The organism is Billgrantia ethanolica (assembly GCF_021404305.1).
GTDB lineage: Bacteria > Pseudomonadota > Gammaproteobacteria > Pseudomonadales > Halomonadaceae > Halomonas > Halomonas ethanolica.
Genome location: NZ_JABFTX010000002.1, coordinates 819,976 through 833,926 on the forward strand (window position 1 = coordinate 819,976; position 13,951 = coordinate 833,926).

General features: G+C 63.0%; 13 protein-coding genes and 1 pseudogene. 6 read left to right on the forward strand and 8 right to left on the reverse strand.

Going from position 1 to position 13,951, the window contains the following annotated elements; all coding sequences use genetic code 11:
- Nucleotides 1-9: 9 nt before the first annotated feature.
- The 3 genes from HOP53_RS12565 to HOP53_RS12575 form a co-directional block, all read right to left on the reverse strand.
- A complete protein-coding gene (locus HOP53_RS12565) occupies nucleotides 10-1,935 on the reverse strand; it encodes a glycosyltransferase (protein WP_234270351.1) in 1,926 nt (641 codons plus the stop codon).
- Nucleotides 1,936-1,944: 9 nt separating this feature from the next.
- Complete coding sequence (locus tag HOP53_RS12570; RefSeq protein WP_234270352.1) at nucleotides 1,945-3,291, reverse strand: UDP-glucose dehydrogenase family protein; 1,347 nt, start codon at nucleotides 3,289-3,291, stop codon at nucleotides 1,945-1,947.
- A 376-nt stretch (nucleotides 3,292-3,667) separates the two neighbouring features.
- Complete coding sequence (locus tag HOP53_RS12575; protein ID WP_234270353.1) at nucleotides 3,668-5,173, reverse strand: RimK family protein; 1,506 nt, start codon at nucleotides 5,171-5,173, stop codon at nucleotides 3,668-3,670.
- A 191-nt stretch (nucleotides 5,174-5,364) separates the two neighbouring features.
- On the opposite strand from HOP53_RS12575, the gene HOP53_RS12580 reads away from it, so the two are divergent.
- The 5 genes from HOP53_RS12580 to pepN all read left to right on the forward strand — a co-directional run bounded on the left by HOP53_RS12580 (nucleotide 5,365) and on the right by pepN (nucleotide 10,346).
- Nucleotides 5,365-5,847, forward strand: a complete 483-nt coding sequence (locus HOP53_RS12580) for a GNAT family N-acetyltransferase (protein WP_010627330.1) — start codon at nucleotides 5,365-5,367, stop codon at nucleotides 5,845-5,847.
- Nucleotides 5,848-5,909: 62 nt separating this feature from the next.
- The gene (locus tag HOP53_RS12585) at nucleotides 5,910-6,395 is read left to right on the forward strand and encodes a YajQ family cyclic di-GMP-binding protein (RefSeq protein WP_010627331.1); all 486 of its coding nucleotides are present in this window, start codon (nucleotides 5,910-5,912) and stop codon (nucleotides 6,393-6,395) included.
- Between the two features lie 172 nt (nucleotides 6,396-6,567).
- Nucleotides 6,568-7,098, forward strand: a complete 531-nt coding sequence (locus HOP53_RS12590; RefSeq protein WP_010627332.1) for an Hsp20/alpha crystallin family protein — start codon at nucleotides 6,568-6,570, stop codon at nucleotides 7,096-7,098.
- A 137-nt stretch (nucleotides 7,099-7,235) separates the two neighbouring features.
- Nucleotides 7,236-7,640 carry a YbaN family protein gene (locus HOP53_RS12595; RefSeq protein ID WP_010627333.1) on the forward strand — a complete coding sequence of 135 codons (405 nt, stop codon included), beginning with the start codon at nucleotides 7,236-7,238 and terminating at the stop codon, nucleotides 7,638-7,640.
- 72 nt (nucleotides 7,641-7,712) lie between these two features.
- Nucleotides 7,713-10,346, forward strand: coding sequence for an aminopeptidase N (gene pepN / locus HOP53_RS12600; RefSeq protein ID WP_234270354.1), 2,634 nt, complete (start codon nucleotides 7,713-7,715; stop codon nucleotides 10,344-10,346).
- Nucleotides 10,347-10,594: 248 nt separating this feature from the next.
- Here pepN and HOP53_RS12605 read toward each other — a convergent pair whose 3' ends face one another.
- From HOP53_RS12605 to HOP53_RS21720, 5 genes and pseudogenes are all read right to left on the reverse strand, one after another.
- On the reverse strand, nucleotides 10,595-10,882 hold the full coding sequence (locus HOP53_RS12605; protein ID WP_010627335.1) for a hypothetical protein: 288 nt from the start codon (nucleotides 10,880-10,882) through the stop codon (nucleotides 10,595-10,597).
- A 19-nt stretch (nucleotides 10,883-10,901) separates the two neighbouring features.
- Nucleotides 10,902-11,288 carry a CBS domain-containing protein gene (locus HOP53_RS12610; RefSeq protein WP_234270355.1) on the reverse strand — a complete coding sequence of 129 codons (387 nt, stop codon included), beginning with the start codon at nucleotides 11,286-11,288 and terminating at the stop codon, nucleotides 10,902-10,904.
- A 25-nt stretch (nucleotides 11,289-11,313) separates the two neighbouring features.
- Nucleotides 11,314-11,664, reverse strand: coding sequence for a P-II family nitrogen regulator (locus HOP53_RS12615; protein ID WP_234270356.1), 351 nt, complete (start codon nucleotides 11,662-11,664; stop codon nucleotides 11,314-11,316).
- The gene (locus HOP53_RS21665; protein ID WP_422677610.1) at nucleotides 11,661-12,500 is read right to left on the reverse strand and encodes a DUF1538 domain-containing protein; all 840 of its coding nucleotides are present in this window, start codon (nucleotides 12,498-12,500) and stop codon (nucleotides 11,661-11,663) included. Before HOP53_RS21665 ends, HOP53_RS12615 begins: the two co-directional genes overlap by 4 nt.
- A 21-nt stretch (nucleotides 12,501-12,521) precedes the next feature.
- Nucleotides 12,522-13,084: pseudogene (locus HOP53_RS21720) on the reverse strand (DUF1538 domain-containing protein); the annotation flags it as partial.
- Nucleotides 13,085-13,347: 263 nt separating this feature from the next.
- On the opposite strand from HOP53_RS21720, the gene HOP53_RS12630 reads away from it, so the two are divergent.
- The gene (locus HOP53_RS12630) at nucleotides 13,348-13,944 is read left to right on the forward strand and encodes a LemA family protein (protein ID WP_234270357.1); all 597 of its coding nucleotides are present in this window, start codon (nucleotides 13,348-13,350) and stop codon (nucleotides 13,942-13,944) included.
- Nucleotides 13,945-13,951 lie beyond the last annotated feature (7 nt).

The window sequence follows — 13,951 nt, forward strand, 5'->3', positions numbered from 1 at the left end:
CTCCTTGCGTCAGGGTTGAGTCGCCGCCACTTCCGTTTGCCCGGCGGGATCGACCCTGAGTCTTACGTTGACGAGGGTCAGGTTGTGTTCATCCAGGGCCAGCCGGCAGGACGCGTCCACGGTGCACTGCACGGCATCCTGGATCGGCTCGCCGTCGGGGCCCTGCATCAGTTCCGCCAAGGCGGGGGATATCGCCAGCGTGGTACGGCGGTTGCCTTGGATCTGCTTGTCGCTCGGCCGGGCACTTTGCTGCAGGGTGTCGATCAGATCGCCTCCCAGCCGAAAATGTCCGGGCGGGAGTCGCACCGCTTCGCTCGTTCTGTCGGCAATGGCGGCACTCATCCAGCGGTCGAGCCGCTCCGGCTGCTGGTTGCGCTCCCAGGACTGGTCCCGGGCGATATGCAGCGATGTGCGATCGGGCGGTGCCATCACCCCGGTCGACAGGATCAGCGCGAACAGCAGCACGCCGTAGGCGAAGCCATGCAGCACATGGCCTATTCGACGTTGTCTGCGGGCCGCCACTGGATCGTCCGGCTCTCCCGCTGAAATGCCCTGGCGCGACCACTTCTGACGGTTGAAGCGAAAGCTGACATAGGTCTTCAGCATTGCGCCCCATACCTGGTTGTAGTAGATCAGCGGGATCCACAGCAGACTGAAGCGTCCGCGCTGCCAGGCCAGGATCAGGGTAGCGATGCCGCGGGTCATCAGGATCCACAGCACATAGGCGAAGAAGAACGAGGGCCTGATGAACAGCGACACCAGGGTCACCACGGTGGGGCCCACCAGTGTCGTCCACATGGAGAGGCGCTGATCGACCAGGCTCCACCAGGTGAACATGCCCATCGGGCGAGGCCCCAGCGCAATGGCGCGGTTGCTGGTGCGCAGCATATTGCCGTACCAGCGACGCATCAGGTCGGTGGTCGAGGCAAAGAAGCGCCGCCGATCGGGCAGCTCCTCGAACCCCGTCACGTAGACGTCGGGGATGTAGAGCATGCGCCAGCCGTTCTTCAGCAGCCAATACCAGGATGACTTGTCGTCGCCCGAGAGGAACTTGAAGTTGCCGAAACGCCAGTGATCGACGTGGTCGCTTTCGATCAGCTCGATGAAGTCGGGCTGAGTCGCCAGGTCGGCGCGGAACACGCTATAGCGGCCGGTAAGCACCAGCAGGCGACGCGACACCGACATCGAACTCATCATCAGGTGGCGCTGTGCATAGCGCAGATCGTACCACTCGCGGGTAGCGTCGTTGCCGGTGACCTCGGCACGGTTGTTGGTGGTCAGTGCCCCGAGGTCGTCCTGCGCCTCGAAGAAGGAGAGCGAACGGGACAGCGTACCCGGCTCGAGCCGGATATCGCCATCCATCGAAATCAGCAGCGATCCCGGCGCTGGCAGGCGCCGGGAGATCGCCCGCAGCACTTCGGCCATGGCCGAGCGCTTGCCGTCCCCTTTCTGGAACATGTAACGCACTTCGACGTTCTTCGGCCAGCCGTGATCGTCCATGACGTGGGTGATGACATCCACGTCGGTACGATCCGAGACGGAGGCGAAGATGGTCGTCGGCACGCCGTAGGCGTGAGCTTCCTTGATCAGGGCATCATAGACCTGGAAGTTGACCCGAGCCTCGATGCGGAACGAGGTGCACAGCACGAACAGCTCCGGTGGCTTTTCGTGCTCGCCAACTGCGTCGGCCTCGGCCCGCAGGCGCGGGAAGATCACGCGGTTGTACCAGACCGAGCGGATCGCCTGCACCGCCCACCAGGAGTACCGCCAGATGGCAATCGTCCCGATGACGAAGAAGAAGCTCTGTGACTCGGGCGAAAACACATCTGTCGGCAGCTCGCTGACGATCAGGATCAGCAGCGCCATGCCGAACACGAAAGTGGTCAACTCCGTAACTCGGCTGGCGACGGTGTGGTCGCGGGGAGTAGCGGACATTGCAGCTCCTCACGCCAGCACGGGTCGTACGGAGTCGCCTCGACCTATGCCGTAATAGGCGAGTCCTGCTCGCTTGACGGCATCGGGTTGGAACAGATTGCGCCCATCGACCAGCACCGGTTCCTCGAGCTTGTCGTGCAACTCGGCGAAGTCGATGGTACGGAAAGCCTTCCACTCGGTGCAGATCACCAGCGCATGGGCGCCCTCCAGGGTATCGTCGCGGCGTTCGGCCAGTACCAGATCATCGCGCTCGCCGTAGATACGGCGACACTCGTCGGAGGCTTCAGGGTCGTAGGCCTGAACATGCGCGCCGGCGTCCCACAGCGCCTCCATCAGCGCACGACTGGGCGCCTCGCGCATGTCGTCGGTGTTGGGCTTGAACGCCAGCCCCCAGATGGCGATGGTCTTGCCGGCCAACTGGCCGTCGAAGGCCTGGCAGAGCTTCTCGAACAGCTTGTTCTTCTGCCGCGCATTGACCCGCTCCACCGCCTTGATCATCTCGGCGGGATGACCGATCTCCTCGGCGGTGTGGGCCAGCGCCTTGACGTCCTTGGGGAAGCAGGAGCCGCCATAGCCGCAGCCGGGGTAGATGAAACTGTAGCCGATGCGCGGATCGGAGCCGATGCCATGGCGAACCTCCTCGACGTCGGCGCCGAGGCGCTCAGCGAGGTTGGCGACTTCGTTGATGAAGCTGATCTTGGTTGCCAGCATGGCGTTGGCGGCGTACTTGGTCAGCTCGGCGCTGCGCACGCCCATGAACAGCATCTTGTCGCGCTGGCGGTTGTAAGGACCATAGCATTCCAGCATGGCCTGCTTGACGCGCTCCGAATCGGTACCGACGACAATGCGCGAGCCGCGTGAAAAGTCTTCGATGGCGGCACCTTCCTTGAGGAATTCCGGATTGGAGCAGACGTCGAATTCTAGGCTCGCGTTGCGTTTCTCGAGCTCGTTGGCAATGGTGCGCTCCACCTTGCTGGCCGTGCCGACCGGCACGGTCGACTTGTCGATGACGACCTTGTAGTCGTTCATGTGCTGACCGATGGTTTCGGCAACCTTCAGCACGTACTTGAGGTCGGCGCTGCCATCCTCGTCGGAGGGGGTGCCAACGGCGATGAACTGCAGCAGACCGAACTCGACCGCTTTGGCGGCATCGGTGGTGAACGCAATGCGGCCGGCAGCCTTGTTCTTGGCGATCAAATCTTCCAGGCCGGGCTCGTAGATGGGGATTTCGCCAGCATTCAGCCGTTCCACCTTGTCATGGTCGACGTCCACGCACATGACCTGGTGGCCGACATCGGCTAGACAGGCGCCGGTGACCAGTCCTACATAGCCTGAACCGAAGATGGTGATTTTCATGATCGTCATCGCTCCTTGCACAGTGAGGCCCTGTTCATCCAATCAACGCCACTTGCGCCGGTATTCACCGACGCTAACGGCGTTCAGGGCCGGGGTTTTCTTCGTTAGCGTGCCAAACGGTACGCAACATCCACGCCAATTGGAAAAAATCCTTTCCAATCAGCACGCTGGCGCGGGTATAGAGATTTTTTATCAGACGTGATGGCGCTTTTGTGTCGCCATTAGGAGACGTCTCAGGCGCGAAGTTCACTGAGCCTTGCAGATCAAGGGCTTGACCTGTCTCCTAACAGCGACAAGGATAGTAGCTATAGGAGTAATTTATTGAATGAATATGTTTTTTTGAGTAAGGCGGCGGGTGTGTCCAGGCAGCGACGCCCTAGACACTCTCCGACCTTGCCGCTACCCGGGCTTCCATGCGTGCCAGGAAGACGCTCATGATGCGCTCGTAGAGCTGGCGCCCCAGTAGGGCATCCTCGATACCGGCATCCACGTTTGGGTTGTCGTTGACTTCGATGACCACGACCCGTTCTCCTGCCTGCTTGATGTCGACGCCATAGAGTCCATTGCCTATCAGTCGAGTCGCTTTCAAGGCTGCCTTGATGACTGCCGGTGGCACTTCGGTGGGGTCATGGGTGGTGAAACCGCCGCTCTTCACGCGTGCGCCCGAGTGGTCGTAGATCTGCCAATGGCCGCGGGCCATGTAGTAGCGACTGGCGAACAGTACCTGGCCGTCCAGTACGCCGATACGCCAGTCGAATTCGGTGGGCAGCCACTCCTGCAGCAGTAGCAGGGCGGAGTCGTCGAACAGCCGATGGCTCTCGCGCTCGAGTTGCTCCAGCGACTCGACCTTGACCACGCCGCGGGAGAAAGAGCCATCGGGAATCTTCAGCACCATGGGGAAGCTCATGCCGGCGACACGTTCGGCCAGTGGGCGTCGGTCTCGGCGCTTGAGCAGGATACCCTCGGGCGCCGGCACCCCCCGTGCCCGCAGCAAAGCGTGCAGGTAGACCTTATTGGTGCAGCGCAGGATATCCCGCGGCGAGTCGATCACCACCAGCCCCTCATGCTCGGCGAGCCGGGCCATGCGGTAGGTGTGATGGTCCAGCGCGGTGGTCTCGCGGATGAAGAGCCCGTCGAATTCGGCCAGCCGGCCGGCGTCGCGCCGGGTGATCAGCGAGACGTCGATGCCCAGCTTGCGCCCGGCGCGAATGAAGGCCTTCAGCGCACTGGTGTTGCTGGGTGGCATGGCCTCCTTGGGATCGACGAGGATGGCCAGGTCGAAGCGGTAGCGGCGGCGCGCCTTGGGGGTACGCCATACCTTGCGCGAATGGCGGTTCAGCGCCGAGGCGAACAGGTCCTGCTCGTCGACGTTGAGATCGCGCAGCGCCACCGGCTTGAGACGGGCCAGCCGCCACAGGTCGTGGCGTCGCACCAGGCGTGCCTCGAGCAAAGGGCAGGGCAGACGCTCGAACAGCTTACGGGCGAGGCGGGCCAGCTCGGGTTCGAGGCATTCGCCGAACAGCACCCGCAGAGTCACGCTGTCACCGGCGAGGCGGCCCTGACGTGCCAGTTCGCCCAATAGCGGGGCCAGCGTATCCAGTTGAAGATCGACCAGTGCCTTGCGCGACAGCTCGTTGAGGGTCTCAACGCTCGGCAGGACCCGTTGACCGCGGGCCTGGGCGAGCAGCGAGACGTAGTAGCCGGTGCCCAGGTAATCGAGCTCACCGCACAGATTGATCACATGCGTGCTGCGGTCCTGGTCGGCGGCACTGCGGTGGCGGCGGTCCAGAGCGAGAAAGTCGTCGGCGCCGATCAGATCCTCGGAGGGGTAGTAGGGCTGCCAGTCTTCCTGTCGGTCGACGACGATACGCAAGGGGCACATGGTGAGTTCCGTTGGGTTGGAGACGATGGCAGGGAACTGCCGAATGCGGTCAGCATGCCGCTGCAACTTCCTGTCGACAAGCGTATCGACTGGTGAAATGATTTCATGATCCCGGCCCACTCACAGCAGTGTCGGGACGACTACCGTGAACCTACGACACATGATGTTTGCAGCCCGTTGCGGAGAGTTCGATGAGCGTTTCGTTGCGTCAGGCCCGTCCTCAGGATCTGGACGCACTCTATCGACTGGAACAGCTGGCCTTCAGCGGCGACCGCTTCAGCCGTCGGCAGCTTTGGCATCTGTTGAATCGCGCTCATGCCGAGACTCAGCTTGCCGAGGCAGAAGATGGGCGGCTATTGGGCTACGGCACCTTGCTGTTCCGGCGCGGCAGCCGTCGTGCCCGGCTCTACTCCTTTTGCGTCCACCCCGAGGCGCGCGGCAGCGGCCTGGGGCGTCGCCTGCTCGAAGCGCTGGAGCGCCTGGCCATGGACCAGGGAGCCGATGCCCTGGGGCTCGAGGTGAGAGCTGACAACCGTGTCGCGCTGGGGCTGTACCGTCGCATGGGGTTTCGCCTGGAGCGCTGGCTCGACGATTACTACGAGGATGGCTGCGCCGGCTGGCAGATGGGCAAGTCCCTCGTCGCAGCCGAAGAACCGGTTGAAGAAGCCTCCTAGACGCGCAGGGGGCGCGTGGTGCTGGTAGACTTTCCGGCGTACCGGGCAAACAGGGAAAAGCCATGCCTTCTTTCGATATCGTTTCCGAATATGACAAGCACGAAGCCAGCAACGCGGTGGATCAGGCCAATCGCGAGGTCCAGAGCCGCTTCGACTTCAAGGGCGTCAAGGCCAGTTTCGAGCTGAACGGCGACACGGTGCAACTCGAAGCCGAAGTCGATTTCCAGCTCAAGCAGATGCTCGACGTCTTGCGCAACCGCCTCATTGCCCGTGGTATCGATGCGCGCTGCATGGACGTGCAGGAGCCGGAGCTTTCCGGCGTGCGCGCCCGCCAGGAGGTCAAGCTCAAGCAGGGGCTGGAGCAGAAGGAGGCCAAGGACATCGTCAAGCGCATCAAGGACAGCAAGCTCAAGGTCCAGGCCCAGATTCAGGGCGAGAAGGTGCGCGTCACCGGCAAGAAGCGTGACGATCTGCAGGACGTGATCGCCTTGTTGCGCGCTGAGGGCGGCCCCGACCTGGCACTTCAGTTCGACAATTTCCGCGACTGAGCAGTGCTTCGCCATCGGCCCATCAGGGGTCGATGGCAAATCTTGATCTGGCGCAAGCGTGCCTCAAGCCGACCTTGAAATTTCCTCCCGCGTCGCCAATTTTAATTCTGCCAGTACAAGGCCGAATGGCCTGCCCGTTGCGTCACGTGTTTTGAAGAACAGGAGGTGGCGTATGAACCTGCAGAAATTTTCTCCCTGGAACTGGTTCAAGAGCGAAAGCGCCGATGCCGGCACTCCGGTGCCCGTCGAGCCACGTCGCGGCGAGCTCTCGCCGTTGTTCGGCATGCATCAGGAGCTCGATCGCTGGATGAACGACGTCATGCGTCAGTTCGGCATGACTTCGCTGGAGAGCCGCTTCGGCGATATGCCCAGCCTGCTGCGGCCGCAGCTCGACATTGCCGAGCGTGATGAGGAGTACCTGATCAGCGTCGAGGTGCCGGGTGTCGAAGAGAAGGATGTCAAGCTCACCTTGGATGACCATCGCCTGGTGATCGAAGGCGAGAAACGCCAGGAAAGCAGCACCAAGGAAGACAAGTTCCAGCGCATCGAGCGCTCCTATGGCAGTTTTCGCCGGGTACTCGATCTTCCTGCCGACGCTCGTACCGAAGAGATCAAGGCCAGCTTTGCCAATGGCGTGCTCGAGGTGCACGTGCCCCGTAGCGGCGAGGTGAAGACGCAGCGCCGTGAGATTCCCATACACTAGCGAAGATCCACTTCGTCGGCTCGCCTCCGGGCGGGCTTTCTTTTTTCTAACGCGGCCATAGAGATGGCCGATTGGCCCGCACTGCCGAGATGCGCTTCAATGAGGGGAGCTGGCAACGCCGAATTGGAGCTACCTGCATGCATTCGCTTCGACGCGCTCTCTATATCGCACTGGCATGGGTCAGCTTTGCACTCGGCGTTATCGGTGTCTTCGTGCCGCTGATGCCAACGACCTGTTTCATGCTCCTGGCGGTTTGGGCGGCTTCTCGCGGATCACCGAGCTTCGCTCGGTGGATACGCGAGCATCCGCGCTTCGGTCCCACCGTGGTGGCCTGGGAGGGCGAGCGCGCCATTCCTCGTCACGCCAAATGGCTTGCCGGCGCCATGCTGGCCTTCTCGATTCTGGTGCTCCTCTTCACCCTCAGTGTGGTGTGGCTGAAAGTGCTGCTGGTGAGCGGTCTGGCGCTGCTGGGGCTGTGGATCGCCACGCGTCCCGAACCCGTTCGGCTGGGCGGCGACTCGGCACGTTTCGTGCGCCGCTGACGCAATGTGCCTTTGAGGTTGGGGAGCCGCCAACCGTACAATGGACGCCGACCATGGACAGGAGTCTTCCCGATGTCTGAACCCAAGCCGACGTATCGCCACGACTATCGGCCCCCCGCCTACCGTGTGACCCATGTCGGGTTGACCTTCGAGCTCGATCCCGCGGCGACCCTCGTCAAGGCGAGCTTGCAACTGGAGCGCAACCCTGAGTGTGAGGCCGATGAGCCGCTCGAGCTCGACGGTGAGCAACTGATCCTGAAGTCGATCGCCATCGACGGCCAGCCCCTTGCCGGCGACGAGTACACGCTCGGCGAGAGTGGGCTGACCGTACACCGCCCACCTCGGTGTTTCCGTCTGGATACCGAAGTCGAAATCGCGCCCAAGGAGAACACGGCGCTGGAAGGGCTCTATCTTTCCAATGGCATGTACTGCACCCAGTGCGAGGCCGAGGGCTTCCGCCGTATCACCTACTACCCGGATCGCCCCGACGTGATGGCCACCTTCTCCACCACGGTGATCGGCGACCGGGCGAGCCTGCCGGTGCTGCTCTCCAACGGCAATCCGGTGGAGCGGGGCGAGCTGCCCGGTGGGCGCCACTTCGTCACTTGGGACGACCCCTTCCCCAAGCCCAGCTACCTGTTTGCGCTGGTGGCCGGTGACCTGCAAAAGGTCGAGGATCGCTTCACCACCATGAGCGGGCGTGAGGTCACCCTGCAGATCTGGGTCGAGGAGGAGAACCTGGGCAAGACCGACCACGCCATGGCCTCGCTCAAGCGGTCCATGCAGTGGGACGAGGAGACCTATGGTCGCGAATACGATCTCGATCTGTTCATGATCGTGGCGGTCGACGACTTCAACATGGGGGCCATGGAGAACAAGGGGCTCAACATCTTCAACTCAGCGGCGGTGCTGACCCATCCGCATACCGCCACCGATGCCACCTTCCAGCGGGTCGAGGGCATCGTCGCACATGAGTACTTCCACAACTGGTCGGGCAACCGCGTCACCTGCCGCGACTGGTTCCAGCTCTCGTTGAAGGAGGGCTTCACCGTCTTTCGCGATCAGTGCTTCTCCGCCGATGTCAATTCGGCGCCGGTAAAGCGCATCGAGGACGTGGCCTTCTTCCGCACCGCCCAGTTCGCCGAGGATGCCGGACCCACGGCGCACCCGGTACGCCCCGACCACTACATCGAGATCGGCAACTTCTACACCCTGACCATCTACGAGAAGGGCGCCGAGGTGGTGCGCATGCTGTGCAACCTGGTCGGCTGGGAGGCCTTCCGCCGCGGCAGCGACCTCTACTTCGAGCGCTTCGACGGCCAGGCCGTGACCATCGAGGACTTCGTCGCCTGTATGGCCGAGGCCTCGGGGCAGGACCTCTCCCAATTCATGCACTGGTACTCCGAGGCCGGTACGCCGGAGATCGATGCCTACGGCGAATACGACTACGCCCACGCCGAGTATCGCCTAACCTTGCGTCAGCGCACGCCGGCGACGCCTGGGCAACCGGAAAAGCAGCCGCTGCACATTCCCGTTCGCCTTGGTCTGGTGGGCACCAAGAGCGGCCGCGATCTGCCCTTGACGTTGAACGGCGAGTCGCTCGGCAGCGATGGCGTGATCCATCTGCGCGAAGAGGAGCAGACCTACGTCTTCACCGACGTCTCTGAGGCTCCGATACCGTCGCTGCTGCGCGGCTTCTCGGCGCCGGTGCAACTGCGCTTCCCCTACGCTCGTGAGGATCTGGCCTTCCTGCTGGCCAATGACTCCGACGGCTTCAATCGCTGGGATGCCGGACAGCGCCTGGCGATGTTGGCGCTGGATGATCTCATCGCCGCTCATCGTAATGGCGTGGAGAAGGTCATGGATCCGCGCGTGGTAGAGGCCTTCCGTGCCCTGCTGGAGCGCGGCGGCGACGACAAGGCGGTATTGGCCGAGATGCTAACGCTGCCGAGCGAGGCCTACATTGCCGAGCAGCAGCCGCTGGTGGACGTGGAAGCGATCCACGAGGCACGTCACTTCGTCAAGCAGTCACTGGCGGCAACTCTGCGCGACGACTTCCTGCGCGTCTTTGAAGAGAACGTGAGCGATGCGCCCTACGCGCCGGAGCCCGAACAGATTGCAAGGCGCAGCCTGAAGAACGTGGCGCTCTCCTACCTGATGGCCATCGAGGACGAACAGGCCATCGAACTGGCGCGCCGGCAGTTCGAAGCCGACCACAACATGACCGACGTGCGTCATGCGCTGACGCTGCTGACCCACAGCAGCCGCGACGATCTGGCCACTCCCGCGCTGCGCGCCTTTGGTGAGAAGTGGGCACACGATTCGCTGGTGATGGATCAGTGGTTCACCATTCAGGTCACCCGGCCCCAGCCGGATGCCCTCGATCGGGTCAAGCACCTCATGGCCCATCCGGCCTTCTCGCTGAAGAATCCCAACAAGGTGCGCGCCTTGGTCGGTGCCTTCGCCAACCAGAACCGCATCAACTTCCACCGTTCCGATGGTGAGGGCTACCGGCTGTTGAGCGATGTAGTGATCGAGCTCAACCGGCTCAATCCGGAGATCGCCGCGCGGTTGGTCACGCCGCTCACCCGCTGGCAGCGCTTCGACGAGTCGCGCCAGGCGCTGATGAAGGGCGAGCTCGAACGCATCCGCGCCGAGAAGCTTTCGCCGAATGTGTATGAGGTGATCGAAAAGGCCCTTGCCTGAGTAATTTCCTACTGCGCTCGACGACCCACATGGATGTGGGAAGTGCGTTGGTTCGTCGGGAACGAACCTAGCCATCCTGGCCGCCGGCGGTGCCGAGGCGTCGGACCGTCGCTGTCCTCATGTAGCGGGCTACACTCCGGCAGCTGCGCTCCGGCGGCGGCCAGCCTATCTTCGCTCGCTACGGAATTCCGCCTATCCTGGTATCAGATAGTGCCGCCTCTGGGGTGGCACTTTAACTCGGTCTGGGTTTAATAGATCAGCCAGCTCAGCACCACCACACCCAGCACCGCCCAGATCAGAGTGGCGACGATGCGTCGGCGCAGCAGGGCGCGCAGCGCCAGGTAGAGCAGCCACAGCCCCAGCAGCAGCACCGCCATGCTGACCAGCGTGGCGGGGATTCCCAGCGCTGAGGCCAGGCCGTCGAAGAAGCCCCGGGCGGAGGCGCCCAGGTTGTAGAAGAAGACGATCAGCAGGTCGACCACGAAGCGAATGATCTCGCCCAGGGTTTCGCCCAGCCAGGAGAAGAACTCTTGCATGCGCAGATCCGTGTTCGGCTTACTCGATCATGTCGAGCACGGTGCCTACGATATCATCCATCGTGACCAGGCCCAGCAACTTGTTGTCGTCCAGCACCAGTACCCGCTTGACCACGCTATCGGTCATCAGGCTGGCGACGTGGCGCACGTCCAGCGACTCGCCAACGCCGATGGCCGGCTTGGCACACACGTCGTAGACGTTGATCAGGTCGATGTCGCCGTTCTCGGCGACGATGGTCTTGAGGATATTGGTGTAGGTGATCAGCCCCCAGGCATCGTGGGGATCCTGCTGCTCCACCACCAGACTCTTCAGGTTGTGGTGCTTCATCAGGCTCAGCGCATCGCGCAGGGTGGCGAAGGGGGATACCGTCACCACGTCGCGGTTCATGATGTCCTTGACCAGCATCTCGTTCTCTCCGTCAATCTTGCGCTCAAACGTCTTGCCTGAGCCGCTCTTCGAAGCGTTTGACCTGCGCCATGTCGATACCGCCCAGGTGTTCCACCGGTAGCGTCATGACCAGGCCGCGTGAATCCTCGCCGGTGGGGTTGAGCACCTGGCGGATGGCCTTGAGCACCTTCAGCGACAGGCCTTTCTCGAGGGTCAGCAGCATGATGCACTGACTGCCCTCGTAGGTCAGGCCGAAGAAGGTCTTCTTGCGCTCGCCGCCGATGCCGCGTCCGTTCATCAGCGTCATGCCCACCGCGCCGGCCTCGGTGGCGGCGTCGATGCACTCCTGTTCGAGGTCTTCCGGTACGATGGCGACCAACAGCGAAAACTTCATCTCGTCTTGCCTCCCGGCTTTGCCACTCTCTCCATCACGATGGCATAGCTCATGACGGTCACGATAGGAAAGATCGAGGCGAAGGCGATCAGCCCGAAGCCGTCGATCAACACGTTTCGACCCTCGATCTGACCGGCCAGACCGATCCCCAGGGCGGTGACCAGCGGCACCGTCACCTCGGAGGTGGTCACGCCGCCCAGATCGAAGGCCAGCGCCACGATGTAGCGGGGCGCCAGGGCGGTGAGCAGGATCACCAGCAGGTAGCCGCCGATGATGTAGTGGTGAATCGAATCGCCGCTGATGATGCGATGCACGCCGATGGTGATGCCGATCGCCACGCCTAGGGCGACCAGAATGCGAATGACGTTACCCTGAATCTTGCCGGCGGCGGCCGCCTCGGCCTGCTGGCCCACGGCGATCAGTGCCGGTTCGGCCATGGTGGTGGCAAAGCCGATGCAGAAGGCGAACAGGTAGACCCACAGCCAAGTATCGAAGCCGATCAACTGGGCGGCCATGCTCTGACCGATGGGGAACAGGCCGAGCTTGAGACCGACCACGAAGGCATAGAGTCCGACGATGACCAGGGCGAAGCCGACGCCCACCTTGAGCGGGCTGGCCAGCGGATGGCGCAGCACGGCGTACTGGAAGAACAGGATCACCAGGATGATCGGCAGCACGTCGCGCAGCATACCGAACAGGTCGAGAATCATCGTCACCCAGCCAGCGGGAGCGGCGACGTCGGCTTCGGCGTGCAGCACCTCGGCGCTGCCGGCCAGGGTGCCCGGATCGGCGTAGACCAGAATCCCGTAGAGCTGCACGCTGATCATCGGCACCATGACGGCCAGCGCCACCAGACCAAAGCCGTCGATCAGCGGGTTGCGACCGCGAATCGAGGCGGCAAGGCCGATGCCCAGCGCGGCGATCAGCGGCACGGTGACGATGTTGGTGGTCACGCCGCCGGAATCGTAGGCCAGGCCGACGATCTCCTCGGGGGCGAAGAAGGTGACCAGCACCACCACCACGTAGCCGACGATCATGTACCAGTGCAGCGGGTGGCCGAGAATCACCCGGAACACCCCCAGCGCCATCACCAGGCCCACGGAGCTCGCCACGATCAGGCGCAGCGTCAGGGCATCGATGCGGCCATCGCTGATCATGGCGGCCTGCTCGGCCACGGCGATCAGGGCGGGCTCGGCAATGACGGCGGAGAAACCGAGGCGAAGCCGAACAGCATCAGCAAAGGCATGGAGCCGCGCTTGGTGAACTGGTTGGCGAGCCGCTTGCCCACCGGAAAGATGCTCAGCTCCAGCCCCCGCAGGAACAGCGCCACGCCCAGGGCGACGATCAACAGGCCCAGGGCCATGCTCAGTCCGCCCTCGGGCCACTCGCGCAGCAGCAGCGCCTGAAACGCCACCACCACGATGATGATGGGCAGCAGGTTGCGCAGGGCGTGGGCCAATGCGTGGAGAAAATCCTTGAGTTGCTCTACCAAGACCGACTCCCTGGCAATATCGGTTGGGCAATGGTGGCGCGGCTAGCGTTGGTGGCGCGATGCTGCAGGCGGTTGGCCTGGGCGGCTGCCACACTATACCATCGGCCCATGACAGTTAGCAGGCGCTAATGCAGGCTCCGTCATTGATCCACATCAAGCAGTGATCGACGGCAGCGGACAGGAGAAAGCGGATGAACATGACAGTGATCGTCACACTCGTGGTACTGGTGCTGCTGGTGATCTACGGGGCCAGTATCTACAACCGCCTGGTAGCGCTGAAGAATCGCTATCAGAACGCCTTTGCCCAGATCGAGGTGCAGCTCAAGCGACGTTACGACCTGATTCCCAATCTGGTCGAAACCGCCAAGGCCTACATGGCTCACGAGCGCGACACCCTGACCGCCGTGACCGAGGCGCGCAATGCCGCCCTTGCCGGACTGAAGTCGGCGGCGGCAAGGCCGGGTGAGCCGGGAGCCATGGCCGAGCTGGCCGGCGCCGAGGGTGCTCTGGGTGCCGCCCTGGGGCGGCTCAACGTGGTGATGGAGGCCTACCCCGACCTGAAGGCATCGGACAACATGCGCCAGCTCTCGGAGACTCTGACCAGCACCGAGAACCGCGTGGCTTTTGCCCGCCAGGCCTTCAACGATGCGGTCATGCAGTACAACACCTATAAGCAGAGTTTCCCGCCGGTGCTGCTGGCCGGCCCGCTGGGGCACCGCGAGGATGCGGCGCTGCTGGAGTTCGACGACAGCGCCGAGATTCAGGCGGCGCCGCGCATCAGTTTCTGACGGCAGA

Excerpts from the sequence above, each read along its gene's own strand:
- pepN (WP_234270354.1), top strand. The coding sequence starts at position 7,713 with ATGTCTGAACCCAAGCCGACGTATCGCCACGACTATCGGCCCCCCGCC.
- HOP53_RS21665 (WP_422677610.1), bottom strand. The coding sequence starts at position 12,500 with ATGGTGCCGATGATCAGCGTGCAGCTCTACGGGATTCTGGTCTACGCC.
- HOP53_RS12615 (WP_234270356.1), bottom strand. The coding sequence starts at position 11,664 with ATGAAGTTTTCGCTGTTGGTCGCCATCGTACCGGAAGACCTCGAACAG.
- HOP53_RS12595 (WP_010627333.1), top strand. The coding sequence starts at position 7,236 with ATGCATTCGCTTCGACGCGCTCTCTATATCGCACTGGCATGGGTCAGC.
- HOP53_RS12565 (WP_234270351.1), bottom strand. The coding sequence starts at position 1,935 with ATGTCCGCTACTCCCCGCGACCACACCGTCGCCAGCCGAGTTACGGAG.
- HOP53_RS12575 (WP_234270353.1), bottom strand. The coding sequence starts at position 5,173 with ATGTGCCCCTTGCGTATCGTCGTCGACCGACAGGAAGACTGGCAGCCC.
- HOP53_RS12630 (WP_234270357.1), top strand. The coding sequence starts at position 13,348 with ATGAACATGACAGTGATCGTCACACTCGTGGTACTGGTGCTGCTGGTG.
- HOP53_RS12605 (WP_010627335.1), bottom strand. The coding sequence starts at position 10,882 with ATGCAAGAGTTCTTCTCCTGGCTGGGCGAAACCCTGGGCGAGATCATT.
- HOP53_RS12580 (WP_010627330.1), top strand. The coding sequence starts at position 5,365 with ATGAGCGTTTCGTTGCGTCAGGCCCGTCCTCAGGATCTGGACGCACTC.
- HOP53_RS12570 (WP_234270352.1), bottom strand. The coding sequence starts at position 3,291 with ATGAAAATCACCATCTTCGGTTCAGGCTATGTAGGACTGGTCACCGGC.
- HOP53_RS12610 (WP_234270355.1), bottom strand. The coding sequence starts at position 11,288 with ATGCTGGTCAAGGACATCATGAACCGCGACGTGGTGACGGTATCCCCC.
- HOP53_RS12590 (WP_010627332.1), top strand. The coding sequence starts at position 6,568 with ATGAACCTGCAGAAATTTTCTCCCTGGAACTGGTTCAAGAGCGAAAGC.
- HOP53_RS12585 (WP_010627331.1), top strand. The coding sequence starts at position 5,910 with ATGCCTTCTTTCGATATCGTTTCCGAATATGACAAGCACGAAGCCAGC.